The organism is Massilia agri (genome assembly GCF_024753255.1).
Lineage (GTDB): Bacteria > Pseudomonadota > Gammaproteobacteria > Burkholderiales > Burkholderiaceae_D > Telluria > Telluria agri.
In genome coordinates, this window is record NZ_JANUHA010000003.1 from 336,954 (window position 1) to 363,022 (window position 26,069).

The window sequence follows — 26,069 nt, forward strand, 5'->3', positions numbered from 1 at the left end:
CGGGCAAGATTCGCTGTTCAGAGGAGCAGGCCGCTCAGCACCGCCGTGACGACGAAGGACACCAGCGTGACCAGGTGCAGGAACATCAGCACGATCCAGCGCAGCGCCGTCATGGTTCGCCCGCCGCCATACACCCGGCGCATCGCGGTCGGCAGGTAGAACACCAGCCAGGCCAGCAGGACGAGGCGCACGAAGTTCCAGCCGTCCGCCACGATGAACAGGCTCAGCATCAGGAAGGCGAAGGCATTGCTGTGCAGGGCGAACAGGAAGTGCTCGCCATAGCGCCTGCCCTTGCCCAGGTAAAGCAGCTTCAGGTAGAGGGCGAAGACCGGCATCATCAGGAAGATCGCATACGGGGTGTAGCTGTAGAAGACCCGCTTGGCCGCCTCCTTGCGCTGGGCTTCCGGGAGGTTGAGGTAGCGTTCCACCCGCGCAGCCACCGCCTGGTTCCGCTTCCCGAGCCAGGCAACGGTTTCCTCCTTTACTTTCAGGAACTCTGCTGATTCTCCGGTTTGCGACGGCTGGGCACCGGCCGGGACGCTGATCGCGGCCGGTGCATCGGTCCGCCCGCCGACATTGATGATCTCGACGCCACTCAGCTTCATGACTGCAAAGAAGATGATGCTGAAACTGAGGTAGAGGCGCAGCGGCTCGACGTAGCGCACACGCCGGCCTTCGATGTATTCGCGGCTCAGCAGGCCCGGCTTGAACAGCAGCAGCTTGAGCGAGCGCCACAGCTTGCCTTCGATCGCGACATAGTGCGCCATGAATTCGTGCAGGAATTCGCGCGCGCTCGGCACGTGCAGGTGGGTGGCCTGGCCGCACTGGTGGCAGAAATTGCCATTGGTCGTCACGCCGCAGTTCTTGCAAGCGGCGGCGTGCTGGTGTTCGATGAGGGCGTCGGTGGTCACGGTGCGATCCAGGCGTTAGTCCAAGCGCCATGTTAGCGGTTCAATTGCAAAAAAGCATCACCCTATCCCTGGACGGGGTCCAATTGCGCGACTCCATCCGCTGCGAAAGCTTAGGATTCAGTCAAAGCACATGCAAGGAGAGCAACATGGTGACCGAAACCAAAGACCGCTTCGTGAACACGAAGGCACCGATCGAAGAAGGCGACAACGTCAAGCGCCAGCCGCATGAGCGCGACGAGAGCCCGGACGCCCAGGACCAGGAACCGCGCGGCGTCATGAAACAGGCCGCGGAAGACATCGCACAGGGCCTGCAGAACACCGACTGCTACGGCACCAACGACGAAGGCCTGGACCGCGCCGTCGACCCGGCGCCGGGCGCCACCGGCCAGGCCAATCCGCAGCCCGACCGCCACCGCTCCATGACCCGCCACGATTCCGTCGACTCGGAACCGGGCAAGAACCGATAAAGGAAACCCGGCAATGACGATCAAACGCAATGGCAGCGCCGTCTGGAGCGGCGGCCTCAAGGACGGCAAGGGCGCGGTCTCGACCGGCAGCGGCGTGCTCAAGGATTCGCAGTACGGCTTCAACACCCGCTTCGAGGACGGCCCCGGCACCAACCCCGAAGAGCTGATCGGCGCCGCCCACGCGGGCTGCTTCACGATGGCCCTGTCCGGCCAGCTCGGCCAGGCCGGCCTCACGGCCCAGGAACTGCGCACCACGGCCACCGTGTCGATGGAAAAGGTCGAAGGCGGCTTCTCGATCACCGCCGTGCACCTCGACCTGGTCGCGAAGATTCCCGGCGCCAGCCAGGAAGCTTTCGACAAGGCGGCCCAGACGGCCAAGGAAAACTGCCCGGTGTCGAAACTCCTGAATGCCGACGTCACGCTGACTTCTCGCCTCGAAAACTAATCGCTTTTGTAGGGTGGTCGGCTCCGCCGACCGCGCGTTCAGCCACCGTATGCACAGCCGCGCGGCTTTGTGGGGCGCCCTGCAAGATCGCCGCCCAGCGCATAAAATGCCCCCTTTCCGAATCATCCTCAGAAAGACACCCCCATGCGCATCCTGCACACCATGCTCCGCGTCGGCGACCTGCAACGCTCCATCGACTTCTACACCAATGTGCTCGGCATGAAACTGCTGCGCACCAGCGACAACCCCGAGTACAAATACAAGCTGGCCTTCCTCGGCTACGGCAGCAACCCCGACCACGCCGAACTCGAGCTGACCTACAACTACGGCGTCGACAGCTACGACATGGGCACCGCCTACGGCCACATCGCCATCTCGGCCGAAGACATCTACGCCACCTGCGACACCGTGCGCGCAGCCGGCGGCAACATCACCCGCGAGCCGGGCCCGGTCAAGGGCGGCACCACCGTGATCGCCTTCATCACCGACCCGGACGGCTACAAGGTCGAGCTCATCGAGCGCAAGGACGACGCCGCCGGCGCCGGCCTCTCCAGCTGAATCGGCCCTCGCCCGGCAAGCTCTGCCGGGCGCTGCTACAATTCTTCCGCCTGGATCGCCAGGCAACAATCAAATACGTCTTCGGGGCGGGGTGCGATTCCCCACCGGCGGTATGGCCTGCAATGGGCTGAGCCCGCGAGCGCCTGCGAAAGCAGGGTCAGCAGACCTGGTGAGAGGCCAGGGCCGACGGTATAGTCCGGATGAAAGAAGATGTGCGCTGTCATGCGCTTGCCTTGTCACGTCCGTGGCCGGGTGAGCGTGCGTATTCGCTTTGCCCTGATGCGTTTTTCGCCATAGCCATTTGCGAGGAGCGTCTCACATGTTAGTCAGCACCACCCCTACCCTTAACAGCACCGATCTCGAGGGCCGCATCAACGCTGCCCTGGAAGCCACGCGCAACGGTGTCCCCGTCATCCTGCTCGACGATTTCGATCGCGAGAACGAGGCCGACCTGATCGTCGCCGCTGAAAGGCTCTCCGTCGAAACGATGGCCCTCCTGATCCGCGAATGCAGCGGCATCGTGTGCCTCTGCCTGTCCGCCGACAAGGTGCGCGAACTGGAACTGCCGCCGATGGCGGCGGAGAATGGCAGCCGCTACGGCACCCCGTTCACGGTCTCGATCGAGGCGCGCCATGGCGTCACCACCGGCGTATCGGCCGTCGACCGCGTCACCACCATCCGCACCGCCATCGCGCCCGATGCCAAACCCGAAGACCTGGTGCGTCCGGGCCACGTCTTCCCGCTGCGCGCGACACCGGGCGGCGTGCTGGCGCGCGCCGGCCATACCGAAGGCTCGGTCGACCTCGCCATCATGGCGGGCCTGCGGCCTGCGTCGGTGCTGTGCGAGTTGATGAATCCGGATGGAACGATGATGCGCGGGGAGCAGATCGAGGAATTCGCCGCCTTGCACGGCTTCCCGATCCTGACGATCGCGGAAATGATCGAGTGGCGTAAGCGCCAGTAAGACACATGGTGGGCGGTCAGGGCCGCCCACCGTTTCAACATCAGGCCAGCGGATCGATGACGAAGGCCGGCATGCGCTGGTTGTTCGTCGCGCACTCCAGGAACTTGTCGGCCGTCGACAGCGCCTCGTTGATGGTCACATCCATGTCCAGGTAGCGGTAGGTGCCCAGGCGGCCGACAAACGTCACGTTCGGCTCCTCGCGCGCCACGTTCACGTAGCGTTCGAGCTGCTGCTTGTCGCGCGCCTGGCGGATCGGGTAGTAGGGAATATCCTTCTCTTCGCACTGGCGGCTGTATTCCTTGTACATCAGCGTCTTCTCGTGCTTTTCCCACGGCGAGAAGTGCTTGTGCTCGGTGATGCGGGTATAGGGCTGGCTGTCGTCGCAGTAGTTGATGACGGCATTGCCCTGGTAGTCGCCGGTGTCGCGGAAGACTTCGAAGTCCAGCGTGCGGTAAGGCAGGCGGCCTTCGGTGTGCTTGAACCAGGCGTCGATCGGGCCGCTGTAGAACACGTGGGCGTAGTCACCCTTGTTGGCCGGATCGAAGGTGGTGTTCAGGTGTACGGTCACGCCCGGCACGTCGAGGATCTTCTCGACCAGCGCGGTGTAGCCGTCTTCCGGCATGCCCTGGTATTTGTGGGCGAAGTAGTTGTCGTCGTAGTTGAAGCGCACCGGCAGGCGCTTGAGGATGCTGGCCGGCAGCTCGGTCGGCTGCATGCCCCACTGCTTGACGGTATAGGTCTTGAAGAAGGCTTCGTACAGCTCGCGGCCGACGAAGCGCAGCGCCTGGTCTTCGAAGGTGACGGGGTTCTCGATCGACTTGTCGCCGAGCGAGGCCAGGAATTCCTGGGCTTCGGCCGGACGGAAGGTCTTGCCGAAGAACTGGTTGATGGTGAGCAGGTTGATCGGCAGCGTGTAGACGCTGTTGTTGGTAATCGCCTTGACCCGGTTCACGTAAGGCATGAAGCGGCTGTAGCGGTTCACGTATTCCCAGACGCGCTCGATATCGGTGTGGAAGATGTGCGGACCGTAGATGTGCACCATGACGCCGGTCTCGGCGTCGCGTTCGGAATGGCAGTTGCCCGCGATGTGAGGGCGCGATTCGAAGATTTCGACTGTGTAGCCGGCTTCCGCCAGCTGACGGGCAATGACGGCCCCGGAGAAACCGGCGCCGACGATCGCGATATTCTTTTGCATGTTATTTATCCTTAGGGAATAGAAATCTGATTCTGGAGCACCAGTGCTGGCGGGCTCTTGCAGCCTGCCGTTTAATTAAGCATTAACCTTGCCAGTTTATCAGTTTTGCAAAAAAATCCGCTGGCGCGCGACTTGTCGTGCGTCAACTATTTCAGCTTGAAATCAAGGGCTTGGCGCAGCCCACAAAGAAAAAGCCCGAACCGGGAAGATTCGGGCTTTTAACATTTGACAGGCAGGGCACCCTGCCGCAGATGCTTATTTCGCGAGCAGATTGTTTACCGCAGCCAGGTCGGATTCGCGCAGCGAGCCGGCGGCCGCCTTCAGGCGCAGGCCGTTCAGGATGGTGTCGTAACGGGCGCGCGACAGGTCGGTGCGGGTCTGGTACAGCTGGCGCTGCGCATTCAGGACGTCGATGTTGATGCGCACGCCCACCTGGTAACCCAGCTTGTTCGATTCCAGCGCCGACTGGCTCGACACTTCCGCCGCTTCCAGCGCCTTGACCTGGGCCATGCCGCTGTTCACGCCGAGGTAGGCCTGGCGCGCCTGCAGGGCGGCCTGGCGGCGGTTGGCTTCGAGGTCGTTGCGCGCCTTGTCTTCCAGGGCGATGGTTTCGCGCACGCGGCTGGTGACGGAAAAGCCGCTGAAGATCGGCACGGTGTACTGCACGCCGATGCTGTTGTTGGTACCCACGCCCGAGGTGTCGCTGCGGCCATGGACCTTGGTGCGGGTGTGGCCCGCCACCAGGTCGAGGGTCGGATAATGGCCGGCGCGGGTCTTCGAGATCTCGCGCTTGGCCAGTTCCACCTGCAGCTGCGACACGGTCACGCCGTAGTTCTGGTTCTCGGCCGAAGACACCCACGGGTCGACGTTCGCCGGCGAAGGCGCGTTCAGGGTGATGCCGCTTTTCAGCGGCGCCAGGCTGGCCGGCTCGGTGCCGATGATGGCCTGCAGGGCATTGCGCTTGTTGTCGAGGTCGTTCACGGCCGCGAATTCCTGGGCGATCACGAGGTCGTAGGCCGCCTGCGCTTCATGGGTGTCGGTGATGGTCTGGGTGCCGACTTCGAAGTTGCGCTTGGCCGATGCCAGCTGCTCGGTCACCGCGGTCTTCTGGGCGCGGGTCGATTCCAGCTTGTCCTGGGCCGCCAGCACGTCGAAGTAGGCCTGGGCCACGCGGGTGATCAGGTCTTGCTGGGCCTGGGCGAACTGCGCCTCGGCGACGGCCTGCTGCAGCTTGCTCTGCTGGTAGGTTTCCCAGGCGGCCCAGCGGAACAGCGGCTGGGTCAGCGCGATCTGGTACTGCGAGGTACGCAGGTTCGAGCCGCCGCCCGGCACGCGGATGTCGGCGCCGGTGACGGGGTCGGTGCCGATCACCGCATTTTCGTTCCACGGCGATTCGTCACGATCGTTCTTGATGCTGCTGCCGGTGATGCCCACGACCGGGAGAAGCCCTGCACGCCCCTGCGTGATCCGCTCGCGGCCGGCGGCCGCCGACGCACGCGCGCTGGCGAAGGTCGCGTCGTTGGCCAGTGCCTGCTGGTACACCTGGATCAGGTCGGCCGCGCTTGCATTCAGCGAGCAAAATGCGCTGGCAAGCAGCACGGCAAGTAGGGGTTTCTGCATTGCATTCTCCACAGGAGTCATCAAAAGTTTGGAATCAGGTCAGTACTTCGGCATCGAAGGATCGACCTGTACGGCCCAGGCGTGTATACCGCCCGTCAAGTTCGTTACGTTTTCAAATCCGTTACGTTCCAGGAAGCTCGCGACCTGCATGCTGCGGGCTCCGTGGTGGCAGATGCACACGATCTCGCGCTCGTCCGGCAGTTCGCCGGCGCGCAGCGGGATCAGGTGCATCGGTATCTGGGTCGAGCCCGCGATATGGCAGGTCTCGAATTCCCAGTTTTCGCGCACGTCCAGCAACAAAGGCTGTTCCTGCGCCGGGTCGGCCAGCCTGGCGGCCAACTCGGGGGCGGTCACGTGCTGCATCGCGGCCTCAGAACTGGAAGCGCGACGGCGCTTGCGCACCCGTCAGCGGCTTGGCGATGGTTTCGAAAATCCTGACCGTGTCGGTCGCCGTTTCCGAAGTACGGGTGACGATGTTGAAGCTCATCGCCGGGGCTTCGCCCAGGATCACCGCCAGGCGTCCGCCCACCTTCACCTGTTTCACGAGGGCTTCCGGCAGCACCGGCAGCGCGCCCGAGACGACGATCACGTCGTACGGCGCACCCTTTTCCCAGCCTGCCGCGCCATTGCCTTCTTCGACGGTCACGTTGTCGACGCCGGCCCTGGCCAGGTTCTCGCGCGCCAGCTTGGCCGCTTCCGGCTGGATCTCGACGGTGGTCACGTGGCGCGCCTTGTGCGCCAGCAGTGCCGCCATATAGCCCGAACCGGTGCCGATTTCGAGGACGTTCTCGTGCTTCTTGACCGCCAGTTCCTGCATGATGCGTGCTTCGACCTTCGGGTTGAACATCGCTTCACCGCCCGGCAGCGGGATCTCGACGTCCGCGAAAGCCAGGTTCTGGTAGGCCGCCGGCACGAACTGTTCGCGCTTGACGACGTGCAGCATGTCCAGCACGTCCTGGTCGAGGACGTTCCACGGGCGGATCTGCTGTTCGATCATGTTGAAGCGGGCTTGTTCGATATTCATCTGAGTTCTCGGTGGAAAAATAAATAATCCGATATTTTATCGTTGAACGGCCTCAGGACGCACATCTTAGCGATGGGCTCCCCGGGACCAGGGTAAATTGCGACAGTCTGCAGTTTGGAGGGGTTGAACGCCTGAAAAACGGCGCAATGATGCAAACGGCAACTCAGGCGGGCTGGCGGCCGGCCTGCGGCAGCAGCCCGTGCAGGGCCATGTCGAGGAAGGCGTCGAGGAAGGCCTGGGGCTGCAGCTCGGCGCAGTCGCAGGGCGCCACCGCCGAGTGCTTCCAGGTAATCAGCATCATCATGGGCGCGATCAGGACCTGCGTCATCTGGGTCACGTCGATGCTGCGGAACTCGCCGCGCGCCACGCCGCGCTCGAGCATGGACGAGATCATGCGGGTGCCGCGGGTAATGACCTCTTCCTGGTAGAACTTGGCCAGCTCGGGGAAATTGCCCGCCTCGGCCATGATCAGCTTGCTGATGCCGGAGACCTTGCTCTGGCCCACGCGCTGCCACCAGTTCAGCATCACCATGCGCAGCAGGTCGCCGCTATGGCCTTCGAAGGCGGTGATCGAGACCTCGGCCTCGCCGATCACGGGCACGATGCTTTCACGCACGACGGCCTTGAACAGCTCTTCCTTGTTCGTGTAATACAGGTAAAGCGTACCCTTGGACACGCCGGCCTGGCGCGCGACGTCCTCCAGGCGAGTGGCGGCGAAGCCCCGTTCCACGAACAGGTCGATCGCGGCAGCAAGAAGCTCCTGGGGACGGGCATCCTTGCGGCGTTCCCAGCGCGGCTTGCTGTCGAGTGGACATTGCATGTTTCTGCCTAGAAACTAACTCATGAGCCACAGAATATAGATGGGGCCTGTAGAGCAGTCAATCGAAACGTTGTTTAGACGAAACTGTCAATACCAACATGGCTAGCCGGCGCCCGGCCCATAAATACGGCCGTTCGCGCGCGAGGCGTAGAGGGATCCGCCCGGCTCGCGCGGCGGGATGTCGCGCTGCTGACGCGGGACCTGCAGCACCGACAGGCGGTCCGCCACGCCGGGCGCGAGCCGTTCCAGCATGATGTCGAGCCCGGCCGCCAATCCGACCCGCACGGTGCGCATCGGGACCACGGCCGCGTGCAGGATGGCGGCGGCGACCTGGTGCGGGTCGACCTGGGGCGAAGGCAGCCTGGGCTCGCGGTCCATGTAGTTGCGCGCGTGCTGGGGCAGCGGCGTGTCGACCGCGGTCGGCTCGATCAGGGTGACCGAGACCGGGGCCTGGTCGACCTGCTCCACCTCGATGCGCAGCGCATCGGTAAAGCCCTTCACGGCGTGCTTGCTGGCCGAGTACATGCCCTGCATGGGGATCGCCACCTCGGACGCTTCGCTGCCGAGATTGATCAGGGCTCCGCCCTGATGCTTCAAATACGGCAAGGCCACCAGCGAGCCATGCACCATGCCCCAGAAATTGATGTCGAACAGGCGCCGGCTGTCTTCCTCGCTCACTTCGTCCAGGCGCCCGTAGATGGTGCCGCCGGCATTGTTGACCCAGGTATCGATGCGCCCGTAACGCTCGACCGCAATCCGGGCGACGCGTTCGACGTCGCTGCGTTCGGCCACGTCGGCCACCACCGCAATGGCGTCAAAGCCATGGTCTGCCAGCCCCTGCACCACGGCATCCAGCACGTCGGCGCCGCGCGCCGCCAGCACCAGCTTCGCGCCCTGCTTCGCCGCTTCCTGGGCGGTGGCCAGGCCAATGCCGCTGGTGGCGCCGGTGATCACCATGACCTGGCGATTCAGGGGTTTCAGGGGACTGGACATGCGGGCCTCCACGAGCACTGTGCGATAGGCACAACGTAACAGGAAATGCAGGGGCGACGCGCCCGCTTCGGGCGGCAAGGCGGGTATACTTGTCGGGCTCATGACCACCTCCCCGATTCCCATGCAATGCCGCAGCGACTGCGGCGCCTGCTGCACCGCGCCCTCGATCACCAGCCCGATCCCCGGCATGCCCGAGGGGAAGCCGGCCGGCGTGCGCTGCGTGCAGCTGGCCGAGGACAACCGCTGCCGCATCTTCGGCAAGCCGGAACGCCCCGCCTTCTGCGGCGGCCTGCAACCCTCGGCGGAGATGTGCGGCAGCAGCCGCGAGCAGGCGATCAGGTGGCTGGACGCGCTGGAGCGGGCGACGGCGCCGGCCTGAGCGGCGCGTTTCCTCTTCCTTCCGCTGCGCTGCTTTCCGCGCAACCATCAGCTACCATGATGCGCATGGCAGCCCCCTTCCATCATGTCCGCCCCCTGCGCACCCATCTTCCTGGCGTGCAGGCGATCGTCACCGAGTCGGCCCGCAGCTTCGGCAGGCATACGCACGGCCAGTTCGGCCTGGGCCTGGTGATGGATGGAGGCCAGGCTTCGCACAGCTGCGCCGGAACAGTCGAAGCGCTTCCCGGCGACTGCATCACCGTTCACCCTGACGAAGTTCACGACGGCATGCCGCTCGGCGACCGGCCGCGCCGCTGGTTCATGCTCTACATGGACCCGGACTTCGTTGCCGGCGCAGCCGACGCCTACGAGTTCGCGCGCCCGGTCCTGAGCGACGCACGGCTTGCCACCCTGCTGCTCCGGACCTGCACGACCCTGGCGCGCCTGGAGGCCGACGGCCTGCTGGTCGAGCAGGAAGGCATGCGCCTGCTCGGCCTGGCGGCAGGGCGCTCCCTCGGGAGGGTCGAGGCGCCAGGGCGGCTGCGGCTGGCGCGCCAGCTCATCGATGACTGTCCATCCGAACAACTTTCCCTGGGCGCACTGGCCCACGCCGCCGGCATGGACAAGTTCCAGCTGGTACGCGGCTTTGGCCGCGCCTTCGGACTGACGCCCCATGCCTACCTCATGCAACGGCGCCTGCAACTGGCGCGGGCGCTCCTGGCGCAAGGCGTCCCCGTGGTCACGGCGGCGACGGATGCGGGTTTTGCCGACCAAAGCCATCTCACGCGGCTGTTCACGCGTGCGCTCGGCATCACGCCGGCTGCCTACCGCCGTGCCTTTTCCTGACAAACGCAATTTTGTACAAGAAACGAACCCCCTTCTTCCCTACGCTCTGCATCAGGAGGATGGGTCATGCGTTCAATTCAAGGATATGTACAACTGTCGTTCGCCATGGCGACGGTGGGGAGCACCGTCGTGGCAGGGAAGTGGATGGCAGACATCGGGCCGTTCACGGCCAATGCTTTACGGCTCGGGATTGCGCTGCCGGCCTTCGTGCTGGCCCTGCGCTGGTCCAGGCAGACCATACCGCGACTGTGCAGGCATGACCGCTGGCTGCTGGTGGCGCAGGCGGCCGCGGGCAGCGTGGGCTTCACGGCATTCCTGCTGCTCGGGCTCCGGCTGACGAGCGCGGCCACCGCGGGCGTCATCACGGGCACGCTGCCGGTGGTCGCCTTGCTGCTGTCCGTGCTGCTGCTGGGTGAACGGCCGGGCTGGCGCGCCTGGCTCGCAGTGGTGCTGGCCGCGGGTGGGGTACTGTATATGACGGCCGGGGCACAGGGCGGCAGCTCCCTGGAGGGCAACCTGCTGGTGGGCGCTGCAGTGGTTTGCGAGGGGATATTTATCTTGCTCAACCGCCGCCTGCGCAGGCCCTTGTCGCCGCTCGTGCTGTCGACCGTACTCGTGGCGCTTGGCCTGATCGCCAGCCTCATTCCAGCGGCAATCGAGCTGCTCGCGGCGCCGCAGCTGCCCACGGAAGCACTGCTCGGCGCCGTCTACTACGCATTCGTTCCGACCTTCGCCGGATTCATTGCGTGGTACGCAGGCTCGGCGCGGGTCGGTGCCAACGAGGTGTCGCTGTTCACGGCAGTGGCGCCGCTCGCGGCGATGGTGCTCTCGGTTGTGTTGCTGGGCGAGACCTTGAGTGAACGCCAGTTCGTCGGCGCGGGTTTCGTGGTCGCCGCGATCGTGTTCCAAGCCCTGCAGCGCAAGTAGCTTGTGCAAAACGCGCTACCATAAAGCGCTTCTTCACACCGCCTTCCAAGATGACCAAAAGCCCTATAGACAATCCGATCGCGCAACAACACTACGTCCTGGTCAGGCCGGACGGCAGCGAAGTCGCTGTGACGGCGAAGGTAGGCAAGCCCTATCTCGAAGAAGCGACCTTCTGGCGCTGCCCGGCCGCCCTGGACGGCATCGACGGGCAATATCCGGACATCTGCGGCGAAGGCTCGATGCAGCCCCTGGGACTGGCGTTGCGCCTGATCCGTACCCGCCTGCTCGCCACCATCGAGGATGGCGGCAAGCTGTATTACCCTGAGGATCGCTCGATGGCGGTCGACGCCGAGACGATCAACGTCGTGTTTGCAGGCTGAAGACATCTGCGGTCAAAGGGTCGGGTATCCGGACACGACCCCATCTCGTGATGCCTGATGTTTGTGGAGTTACGGCTGAGCTTGTGTCTAGATGTCAGACCTGACACCGGTGCTGTTCAGATGTCAGACCTGACACCGGTGCTGTTCAGTTGCCATCGCGATCAGCCTCGGACATGAACAATCCGACGCGCTTTTTCTTCTTTTTCACGACCGCAGTCTGCTCCTGCGCCGGCTTGGTCGCGGGCGGCGGCGCGACCGGCAAGGGAAAGCCGAGGAAGACCATCACGAGGAAGATCGGCAGCAGCAGATAGAACAGGGGCCGCTTCCAGTTGAGTTTCTGTTTGAGCATGGCTCGCACGTGGGAACGTGCTGCCATAAATACAAGTGTCCACCTTACCCACGCAGGGTAATCTGAACAACAGGCTGAGGGCGCTTACGCCGCAGCCTGTTTGCCGCGCGCCTGCTGCACCCGCTGGAACAGCCCGCCCAGGGTCAATCCCTCGTGCCAGATCTCGTCGAGCATCAGGCCGTACTTCTCGCGCAGGGCGGTGGCCAGCGCGTCGAGCTCCTGCGCGTCCGGCAGCCGGCGGGTGGGCTTGACCGCGCGGTAGATGCCGAGCACTTCGTCGTCGGGGCGGAAGTGCAGCTTTTCGCTGTCGCGGCAGGAAAAGGCCGACACGAACACCGACAGGAAGTCGCGGATGTCTTTACGGGAAGCGGCGGGGAATGAGCTGCGCCAGGCCCGGCCCTGGGAGGGACGGTAACGCAAGGCGTTGGGCAACTGCCAACCATGGAATGCCGCCCAGGCGAGTGCGGCAAGGATGAGGACTACGAAAATACTCATGGGTTTGAGTGTAGCACGCGTTTTCGGGACTGGCGCACGACAGAAATGCATATGTCTCGCACGCGTTATAACCCAGCAGTAATGTCCACGCGGTACAATCTCATACCGGGCACAAGAGGCGGACGCGCGCAATGGCGCCGGCCTCGTGCATGGTAAGCTTCGACCCCGCCGCACCCCCACAAGCATCCGTAACCCACCTTCATCGCTGACCGACTGTTACGACTACATGGATATCCTTCTCGCCATCAAGGCGATCATCATGGGCCTGGTCGAGGGCTTTACTGAATTTCTCCCGATCTCTTCCACCGGCCACCTGATCCTGGCGGGCAGCCTGCTCAATTTCACCGGCGACAAGGTCAAGGTCTTCGAAATTGCGATCCAGGCCGGCGCCATGCTGGCCGTGATCTGGGAGTACCGCCAGCGCATTGCCAGTGTGGCCACCGGCCTGGGCTCGGATCCGAAGCAGCGCAAGTTCGTGACGAACCTGGTCATCGCCTTCATCCCCGCGGCCCTGCTCGGCTTCCTGTTCAACGAGACGATCAAGGCGGAACTGTTCTCGCCGGTGCCGGTCGCGACCGCCTTCATCGTCGGCGGCCTGGTCATCCTGTGGGTGGAGCGCCGCCATACCGGCGACAAGCACGTGGCGCGCGTGGAAAGTGTGGACGACATGAGCCCGCTCGACGCCCTGAAGGTGGGCCTGGCCCAGGCCTTCGCCCTGATTCCCGGCACCAGCCGTTCCGGTGCGACCATTATTGGCGGCATGCTGTTCGGCCTGTCGCGCAAGGCGGCCACCGAATTCTCCTTTTTCCTGGCGATCCCGACCCTGCTCTCGGCCACGGCGTATGCCGTGATCAAGGAGCGCCACCTGCTGTCGATGGCCGATATCCCGATGTTCGGCCTCGGCGGCCTGGCCGCTTTCGCCTCGGCCTTCCTGTGCGTGCGCTGGCTGCTGCGCTACATCAGTACCCACGACTTCACGATCTTCGCCTGGTACCGTATCGTATTCGGTATCGTCGTTCTCGTGACCGCGCACTTCGATCTGGTGACCTGGGCGGAATAAGCATCCAGCAGCTACTTCAGTAAGAACATTCTCAGCATGACTTCCGAGCTTCAAGCGCGCGCGCTGCACGTCCTCGAGACGGTCTTCGGCTATCCCGCCTTCCGCGGGCAGCAAGCCGAGATCGTCGAACACGTGGCGGGCGGCGGCGACGCACTCGTCCTGATGCCCACCGGCGGCGGCAAATCGCTGTGCTACCAGATCCCCGCGCTGCTGCGCGAGGGCGTGGGCGTGGTCGTCTCTCCGCTCATCGCGCTGATGCAGGACCAGGTGGACGCGCTGGAAGAAGTCGGCGTGCGCGCCGCTTTCCTCAACTCCACGCAAACCTTCGAAGAGACCCTGCGCATCGAGCGCCTGGTGCGCAATGGCGAGATCGACCTCGTCTACGTGGCGCCAGAGCGCCTGCTGACCCAGCGCTGCCTGGAGCTCTTCGACGCCTCGCCGATCGCCCTCTTCGCCATCGACGAGGCGCACTGCGTGTCGCAGTGGGGCCACGACTTCCGGCCCGAGTACATCCGCCTGTCGGTTCTGCACGAGCGCTATCCGACCATCCCGCGCATCGCCCTCACCGCGACCGCCGACCAGCAGACCCGGGCCGAGATCGCACACCGCCTGCAACTCGACGATGCGCGCCAGTTCGTCTCGTCCTTCGACCGCCCGAACATCCGCTACTCCATCGTCGAGAAGACCAACGGCCGCAAGCAGCTGATCGATTTCATCTCCAGCGAGCACCCGCAGGATTCCGGCATCGTCTACTGCCTGTCGCGTAAAAAAGTCGAGGAGACCGCCGACTTCCTGAACGAGAACGGCATTCGCGCCCTGCCCTACCACGCCGGCATGGAGCACAGTGTGCGCGCCGCCAATCAGGCGCGCTTCCTGCGCGAAGAGAACATCACGATGGTGGCGACCATCGCCTTCGGCATGGGCATCGACAAGCCGGACGTGCGCTACGTGTGCCACCTCGACCTCCCCAAGAGCATCGAGGGCTACTACCAGGAGACCGGCCGCGCCGGCCGCGACGGCGCTCCCGCCAGCGCCTGGATGGCCTATGGCTTGCAGGACGTGGTGCTGCAGCGCCGGATGATCGACGAATCCGACGCCGACGAGACCTTCAAGCGCGTGCTGTCGATGAAGCTCGACGCCATGCTCGGCCTGTGCGAAACGCTCAGCTGCCGGCGCATGCGCCTGCTGGATTACTTCGGCGAACGCTCCGGCCCCTGCGGCAACTGCGACACCTGCCTGATCCCGCCGGTGCAGGTCGACGGTACCGTGCCGATGCAAAAGCTGCTGTCCACCGTGTATCGCGTCGACCAGCGCTTCGCGGCCGGCCACGTGATCGACGTGCTGCGCGGCGCCCAGACCGAACGCATCAGCCAGTGGCATCACGACAAGCTGACCGTCTACGGCGTCGGCGCCGACCGCTCCGAGCAGGAATGGCGCGCCATCGTGCGCCAGGCCATCGCGCTCGGCTTCGTCACGGTCGACCACGACGCCTTCAGTTCCTTGAAACTGACCGACGCGGCGCGTCCGGTGCTCAAGGGCGAGCAGAAGGTGCAGCTGCGCCAGTACCAGAAACCGGTCAAGGCCAAGCGGCCCTCGTCCTCGCGCAGCGGCGGCTACGAGGAAATGGAACTGTCGCGTTCCGAGCAACAGATCTTCGAGCGCCTGCGCTCCTGGCGCATGGGCACCGCGCGCGAGCACGGCGTGCCTGCCTATGTCGTGTTCCAGGATGCGACCCTGCGCGAAATCGCCAAGGTCAAGCCGTCCTCGATCGACGCGCTGCGCGGCGTGTCGGGGGTGGGCGAGAAAAAGCTGGTGTCCTACGGCGATGAAATCGTCGCCATCATCAACGAGATGATGTAGTGTCTTGGATTGATTCAATTCAATCCAAGACACCATGGCAATCCAGACACCCACTCCCACCAGCACCACCGCCGCGCCTTCCAAGGACGGCGCCGATGGATACGTCCCCGTGAATGCGCCGGGACTGCAAAGCTTCGTGTTCGCGCTGTTCTTCGTCTTCGGCGGCATCACGAGCCTGAACGACGTCATCATCCCGAAACTGAAGGACCTGTTCACCCTCAGCTACGCCCAGGCGATGCTGGTGCAGTCGGCCTTCTTCGCCGCCTACTTCTTCGTCTCGATCCCGGCGGCGGCCATCGTCCAGCGCATCGGCTACATGCGCTCCGCCGTGGTCGGCCTGGTCACGATGGCGGTGGGCTGCCTGCTGTTCATCCCGGCCTCCTACTCCGGCGTGTTCGTGACCTTCCTGCTGGCCCTGTTCGTGCTGGCCTCGGGCATCACCATCGTGCAGGTGGTGGCCAATCCCCTGATCTCGATGCTGGGCAAACCGCAGACGGCGTCGAGCCGCCTGACTTTTGCCCAGGCCTTCAATTCGCTCGGCACCACGGTCTTCCCCTATGTGGGCGCGATCCTGATCCTGGGTTCGCTCGCGACCGTCGACGTGAGCACCCTGAGCGGCGCGGCGCTCGACGCCTACCGCCAGGAAGAGACCCGCGTGGTGGTCAACACCTATATCGGCCTGGCGATCGCGCTGGGATTGCTGGCCTTCGCCGTGTGGCTGAACCGCCGCAAGCTGGTAGAAACCGCGGCGCCGACGGAAAGCATCCTGCAGGCCTTCGACCTCCTGAAGCAGCCGCGCTTCGCCCTCGGCGCGCTGTGCATCTTCCTCTACGTGGGCGCGGAAGTGGCGATCGGCTCGATCATCGTGAACTACCTGATGGAGTCGCAGGTGCTGGGACTCGGGGCGGAGGAAGCGGGCAAGCACGTGCCGCTGTACTGGGGCGGCGCGATGATCGGCCGCTTCATCGGCGCGGGCCTCCTGCGCCTGGTCGCGCCGGGCAAGGTGCTGGCCTTCGCCGCGCTCGCCACCATCGGCCTGCTGCTGGTCTCGGGCCTCTCCACCGGCGCGCTGTCCGGCTGGACGCTGCTGGCCATCGGCCTGTTCAACTCGATCATGTTCCCGACCATCTTCACCCTGGCCTGCGAAGGGCTGGGCAAGCGTGCGGCGGAAGGTTCGGGGCTGCTGTGCGTGGCGATCGTGGGCGGCGCCATCGTGCCGCTGCTGATGGGCCATGTGGCCGACGAGGCCGGCCTGAAGATGTCGCTGGTGGTGCCGGCGGTGTGCTATGCGGTGATCCTGTACTTCGGCTGGTACGCACGCCGTTCGCAGGCTGCTGTCTCGTAGGGGTGATTTGGTCCAGTGGACCAAATCACGGTCCTCCGCCCACGCGTTCAACGACACTGTGAATCGTCGCGCCGCGTCACTTCATCCGTGATTTGAACGCGCGGACGGCGAAGCCGTCCACCCTACCAAACCCGGCAACAGCCGGGTTATTTCTTGGTAAAGACGAGGTCCCACACCCCGTGGCCCAGCTTGAGGCCGCGGTTCTCGAACTTGGTCAGCGGACGGTATGCCGGCTGCGGCGCATAGCCTTCGGCCGTGTTCTGCAACTGCGGCTCGTTGCCCAGCACGTCCAGCATCTGCACCGCGTAGTCTTCCCAGTCGGTCGCGCAGTGGAGGTAGCCGCCAGGGGCCAGCTTGTCGCACAGGACCTTCACGAAGGGCGGCTGGATCAGGCGGCGCTTGTTGTGGCGCGCCTTGTGCCAGGGATCCGGGAAGAACACGTGCACGCCGGCCAGGGAACCGTCCGCGATCATGTGGTTCAGCACCTCGACCACGTCGTGCTGGATCAGGCGCAGGTTGGTGATGCCCTGCTCGCCGATCTGCTTGAGCAGGCTGCCCACGCCCGGCGTATGCACCTCGACACCGATGAAATCCTTCTCCGGCATCAGGCGCGCGATGTGCGCGGTGGTGTCGCCCATGCCGAAGCCGATCTCCAGGATCACGGGCGCCTTGCGGCCGAAGGCGGCCTCGAGGTCCAGCGCTTCGCGCTTGTACTCGACCAGGTACTTCGGTCCCAGCTCTTCCAGCGCGCGCGCCTGCGCCGTCGACAGGCGGCCGGCCCGCGTGACGAAGCTGCGGATGCGGTGTTCGGTCGGATCGTAAAGCATGGGCCGCGCCGGGCCGTTGTTGGTAGGCGTATCAGAGGACATGGGAAGAAGGGGTGAGGAAAAAACGGCTGTCATTATAGCCCAGGCGCCAGCGCCTGAGCCGCGTGCGCGGGCATCGCCGCCCGATGGCGCATAATCATGCTTTGCCCCTGCCGCGCACGGAGACGCCCCCCATGCATTCGATGAAACACCCGATCGCCGTCGACGAGAACGTCGCCACCGCCCACCTGACCTCGTTCCACTACGGCAGCCCGGGCAGCGGCAAGAAGGTCTACATCCAGGCCGCCGTGCACGCCGACGAGGTGCCGGCCATGCTGGTGGCCCACGTGCTGCGCCAGGAGCTCGAGCGTCTCGATGCCGAGGGAAAGATCAAAGGCGAGATCATCCTGGTGCCGGCGGCCAACCCCATCGGCCTGTCCCAGGTCATCCACGGCGCGCCCTTCGGCCGCTACCACCTGCCGACCGGGATCAACTTCAACCGCATGTACCTGCACGTCGCCGACGCGCTGAAAAAGTCGCTCGAAGGCCGGCTGGGCAGCGACATCGACGCCAACGTCGCCCTGATCCGCGAGGAAGCGCGCCAGCAGGTTGCCCTGTGGGAACCGAAGGACGACGTCGAAACGCTCAAGAAGACCCTGCTGTCGATGGCGATCGACGCCGACATCGTGCTCGACCTGCACTGCGATAACGAAGCACTGATGCACATGTACACCGGCACCCCGCTGGTGGAGACGGTCGCCCCGCTCACTGCCCTGCTCGGCGCGCGCGTGCTGCTGGTGGCCAAGGCCTCGGGCGGCGAAGCTTTCGACGAAGCCTGCAGCCGCCTGTGGTGGGACCTGGCCGACCATTTCGAGGGTACGGCCATCCCACCCGCCTGCGCCGCCGTCACCGTCGAGCTGCGCGGCGAAAACGACGTGCGCTACGACTACGCGCGCCCGGACGCCCAGGCCATCCTGCAATACCTCGGGCATGCGGGCGTGCTCGACATTCCCCTGCTGCCGCTGCCGGAGACGCCCTGCCGCGCGACGCCGCTGAACGCCGTCGAACCGCTGGCCGCGCCGCACGCCGGGGTGCTGGTGTTCCACAAGCGGCTGGGCGATATGGTCGAGGCAGGCGAGCCGGTGGCGGACATCGTCAACCCCGTATCCGGACAGGTGACGACGCTGTCGGCCGGCCATGCCGGGCTGCTGTTCGCCAGTACGGCGCATCGGCATTTGCTGCGGGGCATGCATGTCTGCAAGATTGCGGGGACGGAGTCGTTCCGGTCGGGTGACCTGCTGAGCGCATGACAGATGCTGGGGGATTGAAGCAACGCAATTTCCTACACCGGAACTCCGTGAACAATCACCTTCTTGTTCCTCGGGAGGGTGGATATGCGAACCGGACTGGGAAGGTATGCGGCATACGCCAGCATATTGCTGGTCATCTTCGCCCCAGGAAACTCCCACGCGGCGCCCCGACAGAATGGATCAGGCGACATTGCGCTGATTGCGAAGCTATACAAGAACTTCGCGTGGCAGGCCCTCGGTACGACACAGGATGTATTCGGCAAACCACTCCAGCAGCAGGATGAGACGGTCCTGCAGCAGTATTTCGATCCCACACTTTCAGCATTGATTGTCCAGGACCGCGAGTGCGTCAGCCGACGGGCCGAGGTCTGCAATATGGACTTCGATCCGCTGTTCGGATCGCAGGATGCCACCGTGACCGATTTCACCATTCAGCGTGAAAGCGCTGGACGTATCGCAGTGGCATTTACCTCGCCATCCAGCGGCGAAAAGGCGAAGCTGCTGTTCCATATGAAGCAGTCCGGCGCAGCCTGGCGCATCAACGATGTCGTTTATCAGGATCTGCGCGGCGCTTCGCTTCGAAAACTGCTGGCCACCAAACTGCCTGGCAACGGACAGCGATAAGCAACAGGACCAACAGCGGGAACACCCAGGCCTGCGCCGCCCGCAGCTCGAACAGCGTCGCGCTGCTGATCGCGCACCACGCCAAGGGGACGACCCAAAGCGGCCACGGTGCGCGCCAGAACAGCAATGCGCCGAACGTGGCGACAACCGTCGGATCGGGCGCAAGCCCGAAGACTTCGGCCTGCATCAAGCTGCGTCCGGCGAGCGGCGCGAGCAGAGGATAGGCCAGGGCTGCGATTACCAGGAACCGTGCAAGCCGGCCTTGGACACCGGCTGCCGGCTGCGCTGCCGTGCGCAGCGCCATCCAGGCCAGCAGCACGGCCTGCATGCCGAATCCAGCAGCGAACCAGGGCGCGCCTGTGTTGATGTCCGCGTAGCGCTGGAGGTGATACGCCCAGCCGACCCAGGCCCAGGCCAGCGCCAGCACGCCGAATGCGGCGCGGGATGCCGTCGCGCGCGGCCGCAGCATGCCGGCAAGGAGCAGCACCCCGGCCGCCAGCACCAAGAGGTGCAGCGGCCACAGTTCCCGGTTCATCAGCTCGAACTGGCGGTAGTAGCTCCTCGCCGAGAACATCAGGAAATCCGACAGCCGGTAAGTCTGAACCTCGGTCCACCACTCGCTCATGCCAGCCTTTCGACGTCCTGGACGATACGGCGACGCAGCGCCTCGTCGGGCAGCACACCGGTTGCGGCCAGCAGGTTCTCGCGCACGTGGGCAATCTGCGAGGTGGCGGGAATCGCGCAGGTCACCGCCGGATGCGCGACGATGAATTTGAGGATAGCCTGGGCCCAGCTGTTGCACTTGAGCTCCGCGGCCCAGCCGGGCAGGCGTTTGCCCGCGAGCGCCGCCGTCAGGTCGCCCTGGCGGAAGGGCCGGTTGACGATCACGCCGATGCGGCGTTCGCGCGCCAGCGGCAGGATGCGCTGTTCGACCTCGCGGTCGAGCGGATTGTAGGAGACCTGCACGAAGTCGATCGGCTGGCTCGCCATGATCTTCTCGATCTCGCCATGGCGCCGGCCTTCCGAAGTCGTGATGCCGACGTAGCGCAGCTTGCCCTCCTTCTTCATGCGCAGCAGCATGGGCAGGTGCGCTTCCCACGCCAGCAGGTTATGCACCTGCAGCAGGTCGAAGCGCGGCACGCGCCACAGCCTGCGCGAGGCTTCCGCCTGGCCTGGTCCCTGCGCGCCCGAACCGATCCAGACCTTGTCGGCCGAGAACAACTGGGCCGGACGCAGCTGCGCCACGGCCTCGCCGATGACGTCCTGCGCCGAGCCGTACATGGGCGAGGAATCGATGAGCCGTCCCCCGCCCGCGAAGAAGGCGCGCATGACTTCCCGGCATTCGGCGCGCGCCTGCGGGTCGCGGCCGACGTTGAAGGTGATCCAGCTCCCCAGGCCGACCAGGGGAATCTGCTCGCCGGACGAGGGAATCGCCCGCGTCAGGAGCGCGGGACGGCCCTGTGCCTGGGCGGTGGCGATGGCCGGCAGGGCCGCGAGCGTGGCCAGCACGCGGCGGCGGATACGGAAGTCGGACTGCATGGCGGGCGCTCCCTCCCTGGCGTGGCGGATAGGATGCCAGCATACCGCGTCCGGGAATTCACATGCGCATCCATCGCCTCGGCCGGCTGCTCGCCGGCATAGTCCTGCTGGCGGCCCTGCCCGCCATTCCGGCGCCCGCCTCGCGCGCCCTGTCCTGGCTGCCTGTCGTGGAGATCGCCAGAGGCGGTGGCACCAAGGGGCCGTGGCGCCAGAACGAGTCGCACTACGACTACGTCGACGACGGCACCGCCGTTTTCCTTCCCGGCGGCGCGCTGGCCGTCGCGTGGGTGGACCAGCGGCGCAAGGAGGTGCTGCTGCGCGTGCTCGACGCGCACGGCAAGCCGCGGGGAGAGCCGGTGGACGTCTCGCGCAGCCCGGCGACCTTCTCCTGGATGCCGCGCCTCGCAAGCGGCGAGGACGGCACGCTCCACGTGCTCTGGCAGGAGATCATCTTCTCCGGCGGCTCGCACGGCGGCGACATCCTGTCCGCGCGCTCGCTGGACGGCGGGCGCACCTTTTCAGAGCCGCTGAACCTGTCCGCATCGCGGGGCGGGGACGGCAAGGGACGCTTGAGCCGCGCTATCTGGTCGAACGGCAGCCTGGACATCGCGGCCGGCCCGGACGGCAGCGTGATCGCCGCATGGACCGAGTACGACGGCGCGCTGTGGCTGGCGCGCTCGCGCAACAAGGGCCGCAGCTTCCTGGCGCCCCAGCGGATCGCGGGCACGGCCTCTTCTCCGGCGCGCGGCCCGGCGCTGGCCGTCGGCGACGGCGGCCTGGTCTGGCTTGCCTGGACCGTCGGCGAAGATGCGGATGCCGACATCCGCGTCGCCCTGTCGCGCGACGGCGGCGCCAGCTTCGGGCCGCCCGTCCTCCTGGGCGCGCCGGGGGCGCGTGCGGATGCGCCGCGCCTGGCCCTCGACCGCAGCGGCCGGCTGCACCTGACTTACATGGAACGAGCCGGCAAGGATGCGGCAGTGATCCGCTACGCACGCGACGGCAAGGACCTGCGCACGCTGTCGACGCCCGGGCGCGGCGCGACGGCGCCACAGCTTGCCGTCGACAGGCAGGATCGCGTGCACATCACTTGGGAAGGCGCGGATCGCAAGGGCATGTGGCATGTGGTCGACGCGGGCGCCGGCTTCGGCCGCCCTTCCTTCATCCCCGGCAGCGGGGACGCGCAGGGGCGCAGCGGCAGCCAGCAGGGCATCCTGGGCAGCAAGCTGGCGGTGAACGTGGAGGGGGCCGTCGCGGTGGTCAACAGCAGCCTGGATCAGGGGCGCGGCAGCCGGGTGTGGCTGATGCGTGCAAGGCCGCCGGAGGAAAGACTGGAGCGGGTGAAGGGAATCGAACCCTCGTCTTAAGCTTGGGAAGCTCCTGCTCTACCATTGAGCTACACCCGCGTTGCCTGCATTCTACGCGGGTTTGGCTGGGGATGACAACCGCAGGCGCTCGCGATAGGCGGCCGGCGGCGCCCCGAATGTGCGCTTGAACAAAGCGATGAAGGTGCTTGGCGTCGAATAGCCCAGTTCCAGCGCGATCCGGGTCACCGGCACCCCGTCGGCCAGCAGCGCGAGCGCATGCAGCAGGCGTGCGCGCTGGCGCCAGGCGCTGAAGGTGAAGCCGGTCTCGGTGACGAAGCGGCGGCTCAGCGAGCGCGCGCTGATCGCGGCCCAGGCGGCCCATGCTTCCAGGCTGCGCTTGTCGGATGGGTCATCGAGGATGGCCCGCGCGATGCGCAGCAGGCGAGCGTCGCGCGGCAGCGGCAGGCCGAGGGGATCGACCGGCAGCGTGCGGATCTCGTCCAGGATCACGCCGGCGATGCGCTCGCCGCGTTCGTCCAGCCCGCCCGCGGGCCAGGCCGCCGCGCGCAGCACGGCCTCGCGCAGCAGTCCGGACACGCGCAGGCTGCCCGGCGTGGGCGGCAGCGTGGCGCAGGCATCGAAGGCGACGTAGACCGCGAAACCGGAAAACGGTCCGTGCGAGCGGGCGCCGTGCACATGGTAGGGCGGCACCCAGACCGCGTGGGTATCCGGCACGGCCCAGACCCCGGCTTCCAGCGTCACCGTCAGCAGGCCGCGCAGCGAGCCGAACAGCTGGCCGCGGCGATGGCGGTGCGGTTCCGAGCCGTGTTCTTCCTCGTCGCTGCCGGCCAGGACGATCACCGGCGGCGCGTCGGATTCGGTGACGAAATGGCGATCGACGGAAAAACCGTGCATGGAATGGCGGTAAATCGATATAAGTTGGCTCATCTATTGTACAGCCGCCAGCTCGGCCTGCCCTAGACTGGATCCTCCTTCTGGAGACCACCATGACCGACAAGGACTTCCCCCATCTCGACGCCCTCTACGACGCCCCTGCCGAGCGCATCCAGAAAAGCGTGCTCGACCGGCTGATCGATTTCCACCGCGACTACCTGCGCACCGCCACCTTCTTCTGCCTGGCCACCGGCAGCGCCCACGGGCTCGATGCCTCGCCGCGCGGCGGGCCACCCGGCTTCGTCCACGTGCTCGACGATCACCATGTCGCCTTCGCCGACTGGCCCGGCAACAACCGCATCGAATCGATGCGCAACCTGCAGCAGGATGAGCGCATCGGCATGCTGTTCCTCTTCCCCGGCCTGGAAATCTTCATGCGCATCAACGGGCGCGGCCGGGTGCGCACCACGCCGGAACTGCTCGATCAGCTGGCGGAGAACGGCAAGCGGCCCAAGACGGCCATCGTGGTGGCAATCGACGAAGTGCTGTTCCATTGCGGCAAAGCCATCAACCGCGCCGGCTTGTGGAAAGCGGAATCGCACATCGATCGCACCAGCCTGCCGACGCCGGGCCAGATGGTCGTCGCCATGAACGCCGCGGCCAGGGGCCAGCCGGCAGACCGCAATGAAGCGGCACAGCTCGATGCGCATTACGACCATGCGGTGCGCCACGATCTCTACGGTTAGGAATCAGCCGGCCCTCTGCTATGATCGGCAGCGTTGGCGGGCCTTCCGCCTGCCCATGTGCCCAGCAACGACGAGGAAGCGGTGAGCAAGAAACTGATCGACCAGCATGTCTACGACCTGATCCAGAGCGCCTACACGGCCAACGTCCTGTACGCCCTCACCAAAGCCCGCGTCTTCGACCAGCTGCTGGTGAAGCCCGCCAGCGCCGATGCGCTTGCGGCGGACCTCGGGCTGGACGCGCAGGCCCTGCAAGCCCTGCTGCAGTTCGCCCATGCGATCCAGCTGCTCAAGCGCGACGGCGAGGTCTATTCGGTCGCGCGGCGCGCCTTCCCGCTGGCCGAGAAGGGCAAGTCCTGGCTGCGCTCCTACCTGCTGCTCTGGGGCGAGCAGCTCAACCCCGCATTCGCAAAGCTGCCCGAGCACCTGGCCACCGGCGCCAACGCCTTCGAACTCGCCCACGGCAAGCGCATCTGGGACTGGTATGCGAGCGACCCAGGCCAGAACGAACTCTTCGTCGAGTACATGGCCGGCGTGACCAACCAGGCCCATTTGCCGGTCGTGATCGAGGAACTCGCGCTGCACGGCGCCAGCCGCGTGCTGGCTGTCGGCGGCGGCACCGGCAGCCTGGCCTGCGGCCTGGTCGAACGGCATGCGCACGTGCGGGCCGACGTCTACGACCAGCCCTCGAACAGCCGCAACGCGGCCCAGAAGATCGCCGCGCGCGGCCTGTCCGAACGCTGCGCCTTCATCGGCGGGAACATCTTCGCCAGCGTGCCGGCGGGCTATGAGCTGTACACGATCAAGCACGTGCTGCACGACTGGGACGACGCCAACGCCGCCGCCATCCTGCGCTGCATCGCGCGCGCCATGGAACCGGGCGCGCGGCTCACGATCGTCGAAGGCCTGCTCGACCGGCCCTTCGAGGGCGTGGAGCCGGAACCGGGCTACCTCCACGCGCGCAATATCGAACAGCGCCTGTGGACGCCGGGGCGGGTGCGCACCCTGCCGGAATTCGAGGCCCTGTCGGCGCAGGCCGGCCTGCGCATCGAGCAGGTCACGCACTCGCGCATCTTCGACATCTCCTATATCCGCTGCGCCCCCAAGGATTGACTCATTCCGGCTGCTCGACGGTATAGCCTTTCGCCGCCAGCGCGGCCACCAGGCCTTTTGGGTCGAGCAAGTCCCTGATCGACAGGAGCGCGAAGGTCGATTCGTTCTTCTCCAGTGCGGCTTGCGCATTCGCGAGCCAGAGCGCGCGCATGCGCGGCTCCGCTTCCTTGAAGGCGGGATGGTCGCGCAGCGCCGCGTTGTTGCGCATGACGTTGGCGCAGCTTTCCTGGTGGTCGACGAAGTCGAGTTTGCGGATGCCGGCGATATCGCCCCTGGCCCAGGCGTTGGCGCGCACACGCATGGCGTCGATGTCGGTCTCCAGGCGCGTCAGGGTATCGGTGAAGCAGGCCAGGTCTTCAAGTGGCGCCTTCTTGAGTTCCTTGAGGACGGCGCGCGGATTGTCGATCTTGACCTCGATGGTGGAGCGGGTCACCTTGACCTTCCTGTCGTTCACCATCGTCTCGATCTGCTTGCGCACTTCGGTGCTGGAAGTCAGGCCGGCCTGGTACAGCGCGGCGCCGTAGAGTTCATAGGCCACGATGAGGGGGCGGTCACGTTCCTTGTTCTTGGGCAGGTACTTTGCCTTGAGCGGCAGCCAGCGCGCGTAGACCTCCGGCGGCAGGACGTCGCGCAGGGTGGCGTCGTTCGGATTCTTGTTGATGCCGATGAGCTGGGGCAGTGCCAGGGCAGTCGCGAAGATGGGCAGGTCGAGCTTGGAGCCCGGCGGCGCCAGGTATTCCTGCGAACGCTTGATGACGGCGTCGACCTCGTGCGAGCGCCAGTCCATCTTGATCGGCAGCGGGGAGTAGGTGCCGAAGATCCACAGCACGTGGTCGCCTTTCGACACCTTCCACATGCCGGGGCCGGGCTTCTGGCCGACCACCAGGATCTGTTCCGGCGCCGGCGGGGCATCGGTGTCGGTGGCCGCCGCCGCAGCCGCAGGTTCGGGTTCCGACTGGGCCCGGATCGGTGCGGACCAGAAGACCAGGCACAGTGCGGTGAACAGTACGCGTTTCAGCATCGGACATCCTTGTTGTTGGTAGTCCGCGAAGCGTAGTGCGGCAAGATGAGCCGATGCTTAAACGCCTTGCCGCGGCCG

General features: G+C 65.6%; 30 protein-coding genes, 1 tRNA gene and 1 riboswitch. Of the genes, 16 read left to right on the top strand and 15 right to left on the bottom strand.

What is annotated here, in order from left to right:
- Positions 1-17 precede the first annotated feature (17 nt).
- On the bottom strand, positions 18-911 hold the full coding sequence (locus tag NX780_RS06560; RefSeq protein WP_258827046.1) for a DUF3667 domain-containing protein: 894 nt from the start codon (positions 909-911) through the stop codon (positions 18-20).
- A gap of 146 nt (positions 912-1,057) precedes the next feature.
- On the opposite strand from NX780_RS06560, the gene NX780_RS06565 reads away from it, so the two are divergent.
- From NX780_RS06565 to ribB, 4 genes are all read left to right on the top strand, one after another.
- On the top strand, positions 1,058-1,378 hold the full coding sequence (locus NX780_RS06565; RefSeq protein WP_258827047.1) for a hypothetical protein: 321 nt from the start codon (positions 1,058-1,060) through the stop codon (positions 1,376-1,378).
- A gap of 13 nt (positions 1,379-1,391) precedes the next feature.
- The gene (locus NX780_RS06570; protein ID WP_258827048.1) at positions 1,392-1,823 is read left to right on the top strand and encodes an OsmC family protein; all 432 of its coding nucleotides are present in this window, start codon (positions 1,392-1,394) and stop codon (positions 1,821-1,823) included.
- A 144-nt stretch (positions 1,824-1,967) separates the two neighbouring features.
- Entirely contained in the window at positions 1,968-2,381 is a 414-nt protein-coding gene (gloA, locus tag NX780_RS06575) for a lactoylglutathione lyase (protein WP_258827049.1), read from the top strand.
- Positions 2,382-2,454: 73 nt separating this feature from the next.
- A riboswitch (FMN riboswitch) is annotated at positions 2,455-2,597 on the top strand.
- A 103-nt stretch (positions 2,598-2,700) separates the two neighbouring features.
- Positions 2,701-3,345: a 3,4-dihydroxy-2-butanone-4-phosphate synthase gene (gene ribB, locus NX780_RS06580; RefSeq protein WP_258827050.1), complete on the top strand. Its 645-nt coding sequence runs from the start codon at positions 2,701-2,703 to the stop codon at positions 3,343-3,345.
- Between the two features lie 40 nt (positions 3,346-3,385).
- Here ribB and glf read toward each other — a convergent pair whose 3' ends face one another.
- From glf to NX780_RS06610, 6 genes are all read right to left on the bottom strand, one after another.
- The gene (glf, locus tag NX780_RS06585) at positions 3,386-4,540 is read right to left on the bottom strand and encodes a UDP-galactopyranose mutase (protein ID WP_258827051.1); all 1,155 of its coding nucleotides are present in this window, start codon (positions 4,538-4,540) and stop codon (positions 3,386-3,388) included.
- A gap of 255 nt (positions 4,541-4,795) precedes the next feature.
- The gene (locus tag NX780_RS06590; protein WP_258827052.1) at positions 4,796-6,160 is read right to left on the bottom strand and encodes a TolC family outer membrane protein; all 1,365 of its coding nucleotides are present in this window, start codon (positions 6,158-6,160) and stop codon (positions 4,796-4,798) included.
- Between the two features lie 39 nt (positions 6,161-6,199).
- The gene (locus tag NX780_RS06595; protein ID WP_258827053.1) at positions 6,200-6,523 is read right to left on the bottom strand and encodes a rhodanese-like domain-containing protein; all 324 of its coding nucleotides are present in this window, start codon (positions 6,521-6,523) and stop codon (positions 6,200-6,202) included.
- 7 nt (positions 6,524-6,530) lie between these two features.
- Entirely contained in the window at positions 6,531-7,184 is a 654-nt protein-coding gene (locus NX780_RS06600) for a protein-L-isoaspartate O-methyltransferase family protein (RefSeq protein ID WP_258827054.1), read from the bottom strand.
- Positions 7,185-7,347: 163 nt separating this feature from the next.
- Positions 7,348-8,004 carry a TetR/AcrR family transcriptional regulator gene (locus tag NX780_RS06605; RefSeq protein WP_258827055.1) on the bottom strand — a complete coding sequence of 219 codons (657 nt, stop codon included), beginning with the start codon at positions 8,002-8,004 and terminating at the stop codon, positions 7,348-7,350.
- Between the two features lie 102 nt (positions 8,005-8,106).
- Positions 8,107-8,997: an SDR family oxidoreductase gene (locus NX780_RS06610; RefSeq protein ID WP_258827056.1), complete on the bottom strand. Its 891-nt coding sequence runs from the start codon at positions 8,995-8,997 to the stop codon at positions 8,107-8,109.
- Positions 8,998-9,097: 100 nt separating this feature from the next.
- On the opposite strand from NX780_RS06610, the gene NX780_RS06615 reads away from it, so the two are divergent.
- The 4 genes from NX780_RS06615 to NX780_RS06630 all read left to right on the top strand — a co-directional run bounded on the left by NX780_RS06615 (position 9,098) and on the right by NX780_RS06630 (position 11,528).
- Complete coding sequence (locus tag NX780_RS06615; protein ID WP_258827057.1) at positions 9,098-9,376, top strand: YkgJ family cysteine cluster protein; 279 nt, start codon at positions 9,098-9,100, stop codon at positions 9,374-9,376.
- A gap of 56 nt (positions 9,377-9,432) precedes the next feature.
- Positions 9,433-10,221, top strand: coding sequence for a helix-turn-helix transcriptional regulator (locus tag NX780_RS06620; RefSeq protein WP_258827058.1), 789 nt, complete (start codon positions 9,433-9,435; stop codon positions 10,219-10,221).
- Between the two features lie 66 nt (positions 10,222-10,287).
- Positions 10,288-11,148 carry a DMT family transporter gene (locus NX780_RS06625; RefSeq protein WP_258827059.1) on the top strand — a complete coding sequence of 287 codons (861 nt, stop codon included), beginning with the start codon at positions 10,288-10,290 and terminating at the stop codon, positions 11,146-11,148.
- 50 nt (positions 11,149-11,198) lie between these two features.
- Positions 11,199-11,528 carry a DUF6968 family protein gene (locus NX780_RS06630; RefSeq protein WP_258827060.1) on the top strand — a complete coding sequence of 110 codons (330 nt, stop codon included), beginning with the start codon at positions 11,199-11,201 and terminating at the stop codon, positions 11,526-11,528.
- Between the two features lie 145 nt (positions 11,529-11,673).
- Here the strand turns inward: NX780_RS06630 and NX780_RS06635 are convergent, their stop codons facing one another.
- Both NX780_RS06635 and NX780_RS06640 read right to left on the bottom strand, forming a co-directional pair.
- Positions 11,674-11,904 (bottom strand): hypothetical protein, encoded by a 231-nt coding sequence (locus NX780_RS06635; protein ID WP_258827061.1) that lies wholly within the window; start codon positions 11,902-11,904, stop codon positions 11,674-11,676.
- A gap of 57 nt (positions 11,905-11,961) precedes the next feature.
- A complete protein-coding gene (locus NX780_RS06640; RefSeq protein WP_258827062.1) occupies positions 11,962-12,372 on the bottom strand; it encodes a hypothetical protein in 411 nt (136 codons plus the stop codon).
- A 226-nt stretch (positions 12,373-12,598) separates the two neighbouring features.
- On the opposite strand from NX780_RS06640, the gene NX780_RS06645 reads away from it, so the two are divergent.
- The 3 genes from NX780_RS06645 to NX780_RS06655 are packed head-to-tail and all read left to right on the top strand — an operon-like array spanning position 12,599 to position 16,637.
- Positions 12,599-13,432 (top strand): undecaprenyl-diphosphate phosphatase, encoded by an 834-nt coding sequence (locus NX780_RS06645; protein ID WP_258827063.1) that lies wholly within the window; start codon positions 12,599-12,601, stop codon positions 13,430-13,432.
- 36 nt (positions 13,433-13,468) lie between these two features.
- Positions 13,469-15,292 (top strand): DNA helicase RecQ, encoded by a 1,824-nt coding sequence (gene recQ / locus NX780_RS06650; RefSeq protein ID WP_258827064.1) that lies wholly within the window; start codon positions 13,469-13,471, stop codon positions 15,290-15,292.
- 34 nt (positions 15,293-15,326) lie between these two features.
- Positions 15,327-16,637, top strand: coding sequence for a sugar MFS transporter (locus NX780_RS06655; RefSeq protein WP_258827065.1), 1,311 nt, complete (start codon positions 15,327-15,329; stop codon positions 16,635-16,637).
- Between the two features lie 146 nt (positions 16,638-16,783).
- Here NX780_RS06655 and trmB read toward each other — a convergent pair whose 3' ends face one another.
- On the bottom strand, positions 16,784-17,464 hold the full coding sequence (trmB, locus tag NX780_RS06660) for a tRNA (guanosine(46)-N7)-methyltransferase TrmB (RefSeq protein ID WP_258827066.1): 681 nt from the start codon (positions 17,462-17,464) through the stop codon (positions 16,784-16,786).
- 173 nt (positions 17,465-17,637) lie between these two features.
- Between trmB and NX780_RS06665 the strand changes: the two genes are divergently transcribed.
- Both NX780_RS06665 and NX780_RS06670 read left to right on the top strand, forming a co-directional pair.
- Positions 17,638-18,753, top strand: coding sequence for a succinylglutamate desuccinylase/aspartoacylase family protein (locus NX780_RS06665; protein ID WP_258827067.1), 1,116 nt, complete (start codon positions 17,638-17,640; stop codon positions 18,751-18,753).
- Positions 18,754-18,837: 84 nt separating this feature from the next.
- On the top strand, positions 18,838-19,377 hold the full coding sequence (locus NX780_RS06670) for a DUF3828 domain-containing protein (RefSeq protein WP_258827068.1): 540 nt from the start codon (positions 18,838-18,840) through the stop codon (positions 19,375-19,377).
- Here NX780_RS06670 and NX780_RS06675 read toward each other — a convergent pair.
- Both NX780_RS06675 and NX780_RS06680 read right to left on the bottom strand, forming a co-directional pair.
- Positions 19,292-20,002 carry a DUF6064 family protein gene (locus NX780_RS06675; RefSeq protein ID WP_258827069.1) on the bottom strand — a complete coding sequence of 237 codons (711 nt, stop codon included), beginning with the start codon at positions 20,000-20,002 and terminating at the stop codon, positions 19,292-19,294. The genes NX780_RS06670 and NX780_RS06675 overlap by 86 nt on opposite strands.
- Positions 19,999-20,916, bottom strand: coding sequence for an aldo/keto reductase (locus NX780_RS06680; protein WP_258827070.1), 918 nt, complete (start codon positions 20,914-20,916; stop codon positions 19,999-20,001). Before NX780_RS06680 ends, NX780_RS06675 begins: the two co-directional genes overlap by 4 nt.
- Positions 20,917-20,978: 62 nt before the next feature.
- Here NX780_RS06680 and NX780_RS06685 point away from each other — a divergent pair, with 62 nt between their 5' ends.
- On the top strand, positions 20,979-22,280 hold the full coding sequence (locus NX780_RS06685; protein WP_258827071.1) for a sialidase family protein: 1,302 nt from the start codon (positions 20,979-20,981) through the stop codon (positions 22,278-22,280).
- On the opposite strand, the gene NX780_RS06690 is transcribed toward NX780_RS06685, so the two are convergent.
- Together NX780_RS06690 and NX780_RS06695 are read right to left on the bottom strand one after the other, a co-directional pair.
- Positions 22,246-22,319, bottom strand: a tRNA-Gly gene (locus tag NX780_RS06690). The two genes, NX780_RS06685 and NX780_RS06690, sit on opposite strands and share 35 nt — an antisense overlap.
- Positions 22,320-22,331: 12 nt before the next feature.
- Entirely contained in the window at positions 22,332-23,135 is an 804-nt protein-coding gene (locus NX780_RS06695; protein ID WP_258827072.1) for an AraC family transcriptional regulator, read from the bottom strand.
- 92 nt (positions 23,136-23,227) lie between these two features.
- Between NX780_RS06695 and NX780_RS06700 the strand changes: the two genes are divergently transcribed.
- Positions 23,228-23,860, top strand: a complete 633-nt coding sequence (locus tag NX780_RS06700; RefSeq protein ID WP_258827073.1) for an MSMEG_1061 family FMN-dependent PPOX-type flavoprotein — start codon at positions 23,228-23,230, stop codon at positions 23,858-23,860.
- Positions 23,861-23,941: 81 nt separating this feature from the next.
- Complete coding sequence (locus NX780_RS06705; RefSeq protein ID WP_258827074.1) at positions 23,942-24,970, top strand: methyltransferase; 1,029 nt, start codon at positions 23,942-23,944, stop codon at positions 24,968-24,970.
- Between the two features lies 1 nt (position 24,971).
- On the opposite strand, the gene NX780_RS06710 is transcribed toward NX780_RS06705, so the two are convergent.
- The gene (locus NX780_RS06710; protein WP_258827075.1) at positions 24,972-25,991 is read right to left on the bottom strand and encodes a TraB/GumN family protein; all 1,020 of its coding nucleotides are present in this window, start codon (positions 25,989-25,991) and stop codon (positions 24,972-24,974) included.
- Positions 25,992-26,069 lie beyond the last annotated feature (78 nt).

Bases quoted from the DNA above. Each gene is read 5' to 3' on its own strand.
- NX780_RS06570 (WP_258827048.1), top strand. From the start codon at position 1,392: ATGACGATCAAACGCAATGGCAGCGCCGTCTGGAGCGGCGGCCTCAAG.
- NX780_RS06685 (WP_258827071.1), top strand. From the start codon at position 20,979: ATGCGCATCCATCGCCTCGGCCGGCTGCTCGCCGGCATAGTCCTGCTG.
- NX780_RS06645 (WP_258827063.1), top strand. From the start codon at position 12,599: ATGGATATCCTTCTCGCCATCAAGGCGATCATCATGGGCCTGGTCGAG.
- NX780_RS06680 (WP_258827070.1), bottom strand. From the start codon at position 20,916: ATGCAGTCCGACTTCCGTATCCGCCGCCGCGTGCTGGCCACGCTCGCG.
- NX780_RS06625 (WP_258827059.1), top strand. From the start codon at position 10,288: ATGCGTTCAATTCAAGGATATGTACAACTGTCGTTCGCCATGGCGACG.
- NX780_RS06630 (WP_258827060.1), top strand. From the start codon at position 11,199: ATGACCAAAAGCCCTATAGACAATCCGATCGCGCAACAACACTACGTC.
- ribB (WP_258827050.1), top strand. From the start codon at position 2,701: ATGTTAGTCAGCACCACCCCTACCCTTAACAGCACCGATCTCGAGGGC.
- NX780_RS06710 (WP_258827075.1), bottom strand. From the start codon at position 25,991: ATGCTGAAACGCGTACTGTTCACCGCACTGTGCCTGGTCTTCTGGTCC.
- NX780_RS06610 (WP_258827056.1), bottom strand. From the start codon at position 8,997: ATGTCCAGTCCCCTGAAACCCCTGAATCGCCAGGTCATGGTGATCACC.
- NX780_RS06665 (WP_258827067.1), top strand. From the start codon at position 17,638: ATGCATTCGATGAAACACCCGATCGCCGTCGACGAGAACGTCGCCACC.
- glf (WP_258827051.1), bottom strand. From the start codon at position 4,540: ATGCAAAAGAATATCGCGATCGTCGGCGCCGGTTTCTCCGGGGCCGTC.
- gloA (WP_258827049.1), top strand. From the start codon at position 1,968: ATGCGCATCCTGCACACCATGCTCCGCGTCGGCGACCTGCAACGCTCC.
- trmB (WP_258827066.1), bottom strand. From the start codon at position 17,464: ATGCTTTACGATCCGACCGAACACCGCATCCGCAGCTTCGTCACGCGG.
- NX780_RS06695 (WP_258827072.1), bottom strand. From the start codon at position 23,135: ATGCACGGTTTTTCCGTCGATCGCCATTTCGTCACCGAATCCGACGCG.
- NX780_RS06590 (WP_258827052.1), bottom strand. From the start codon at position 6,160: ATGCAGAAACCCCTACTTGCCGTGCTGCTTGCCAGCGCATTTTGCTCG.
- NX780_RS06595 (WP_258827053.1), bottom strand. From the start codon at position 6,523: ATGCAGCACGTGACCGCCCCCGAGTTGGCCGCCAGGCTGGCCGACCCG.
- recQ (WP_258827064.1), top strand. From the start codon at position 13,469: ATGACTTCCGAGCTTCAAGCGCGCGCGCTGCACGTCCTCGAGACGGTC.
- NX780_RS06565 (WP_258827047.1), top strand. From the start codon at position 1,058: ATGGTGACCGAAACCAAAGACCGCTTCGTGAACACGAAGGCACCGATC.
- NX780_RS06605 (WP_258827055.1), bottom strand. From the start codon at position 8,004: ATGCAATGTCCACTCGACAGCAAGCCGCGCTGGGAACGCCGCAAGGAT.
- NX780_RS06670 (WP_258827068.1), top strand. From the start codon at position 18,838: ATGCGAACCGGACTGGGAAGGTATGCGGCATACGCCAGCATATTGCTG.
- NX780_RS06635 (WP_258827061.1), bottom strand. From the start codon at position 11,904: ATGGCAGCACGTTCCCACGTGCGAGCCATGCTCAAACAGAAACTCAAC.
- NX780_RS06600 (WP_258827054.1), bottom strand. From the start codon at position 7,184: ATGAATATCGAACAAGCCCGCTTCAACATGATCGAACAGCAGATCCGC.
- NX780_RS06675 (WP_258827069.1), bottom strand. From the start codon at position 20,002: ATGAGCGAGTGGTGGACCGAGGTTCAGACTTACCGGCTGTCGGATTTC.
- NX780_RS06615 (WP_258827057.1), top strand. From the start codon at position 9,098: ATGACCACCTCCCCGATTCCCATGCAATGCCGCAGCGACTGCGGCGCC.
- NX780_RS06620 (WP_258827058.1), top strand. From the start codon at position 9,433: ATGATGCGCATGGCAGCCCCCTTCCATCATGTCCGCCCCCTGCGCACC.
- NX780_RS06640 (WP_258827062.1), bottom strand. From the start codon at position 12,372: ATGAGTATTTTCGTAGTCCTCATCCTTGCCGCACTCGCCTGGGCGGCA.
- NX780_RS06700 (WP_258827073.1), top strand. From the start codon at position 23,228: ATGACCGACAAGGACTTCCCCCATCTCGACGCCCTCTACGACGCCCCT.
- NX780_RS06655 (WP_258827065.1), top strand. From the start codon at position 15,327: ATGGCAATCCAGACACCCACTCCCACCAGCACCACCGCCGCGCCTTCC.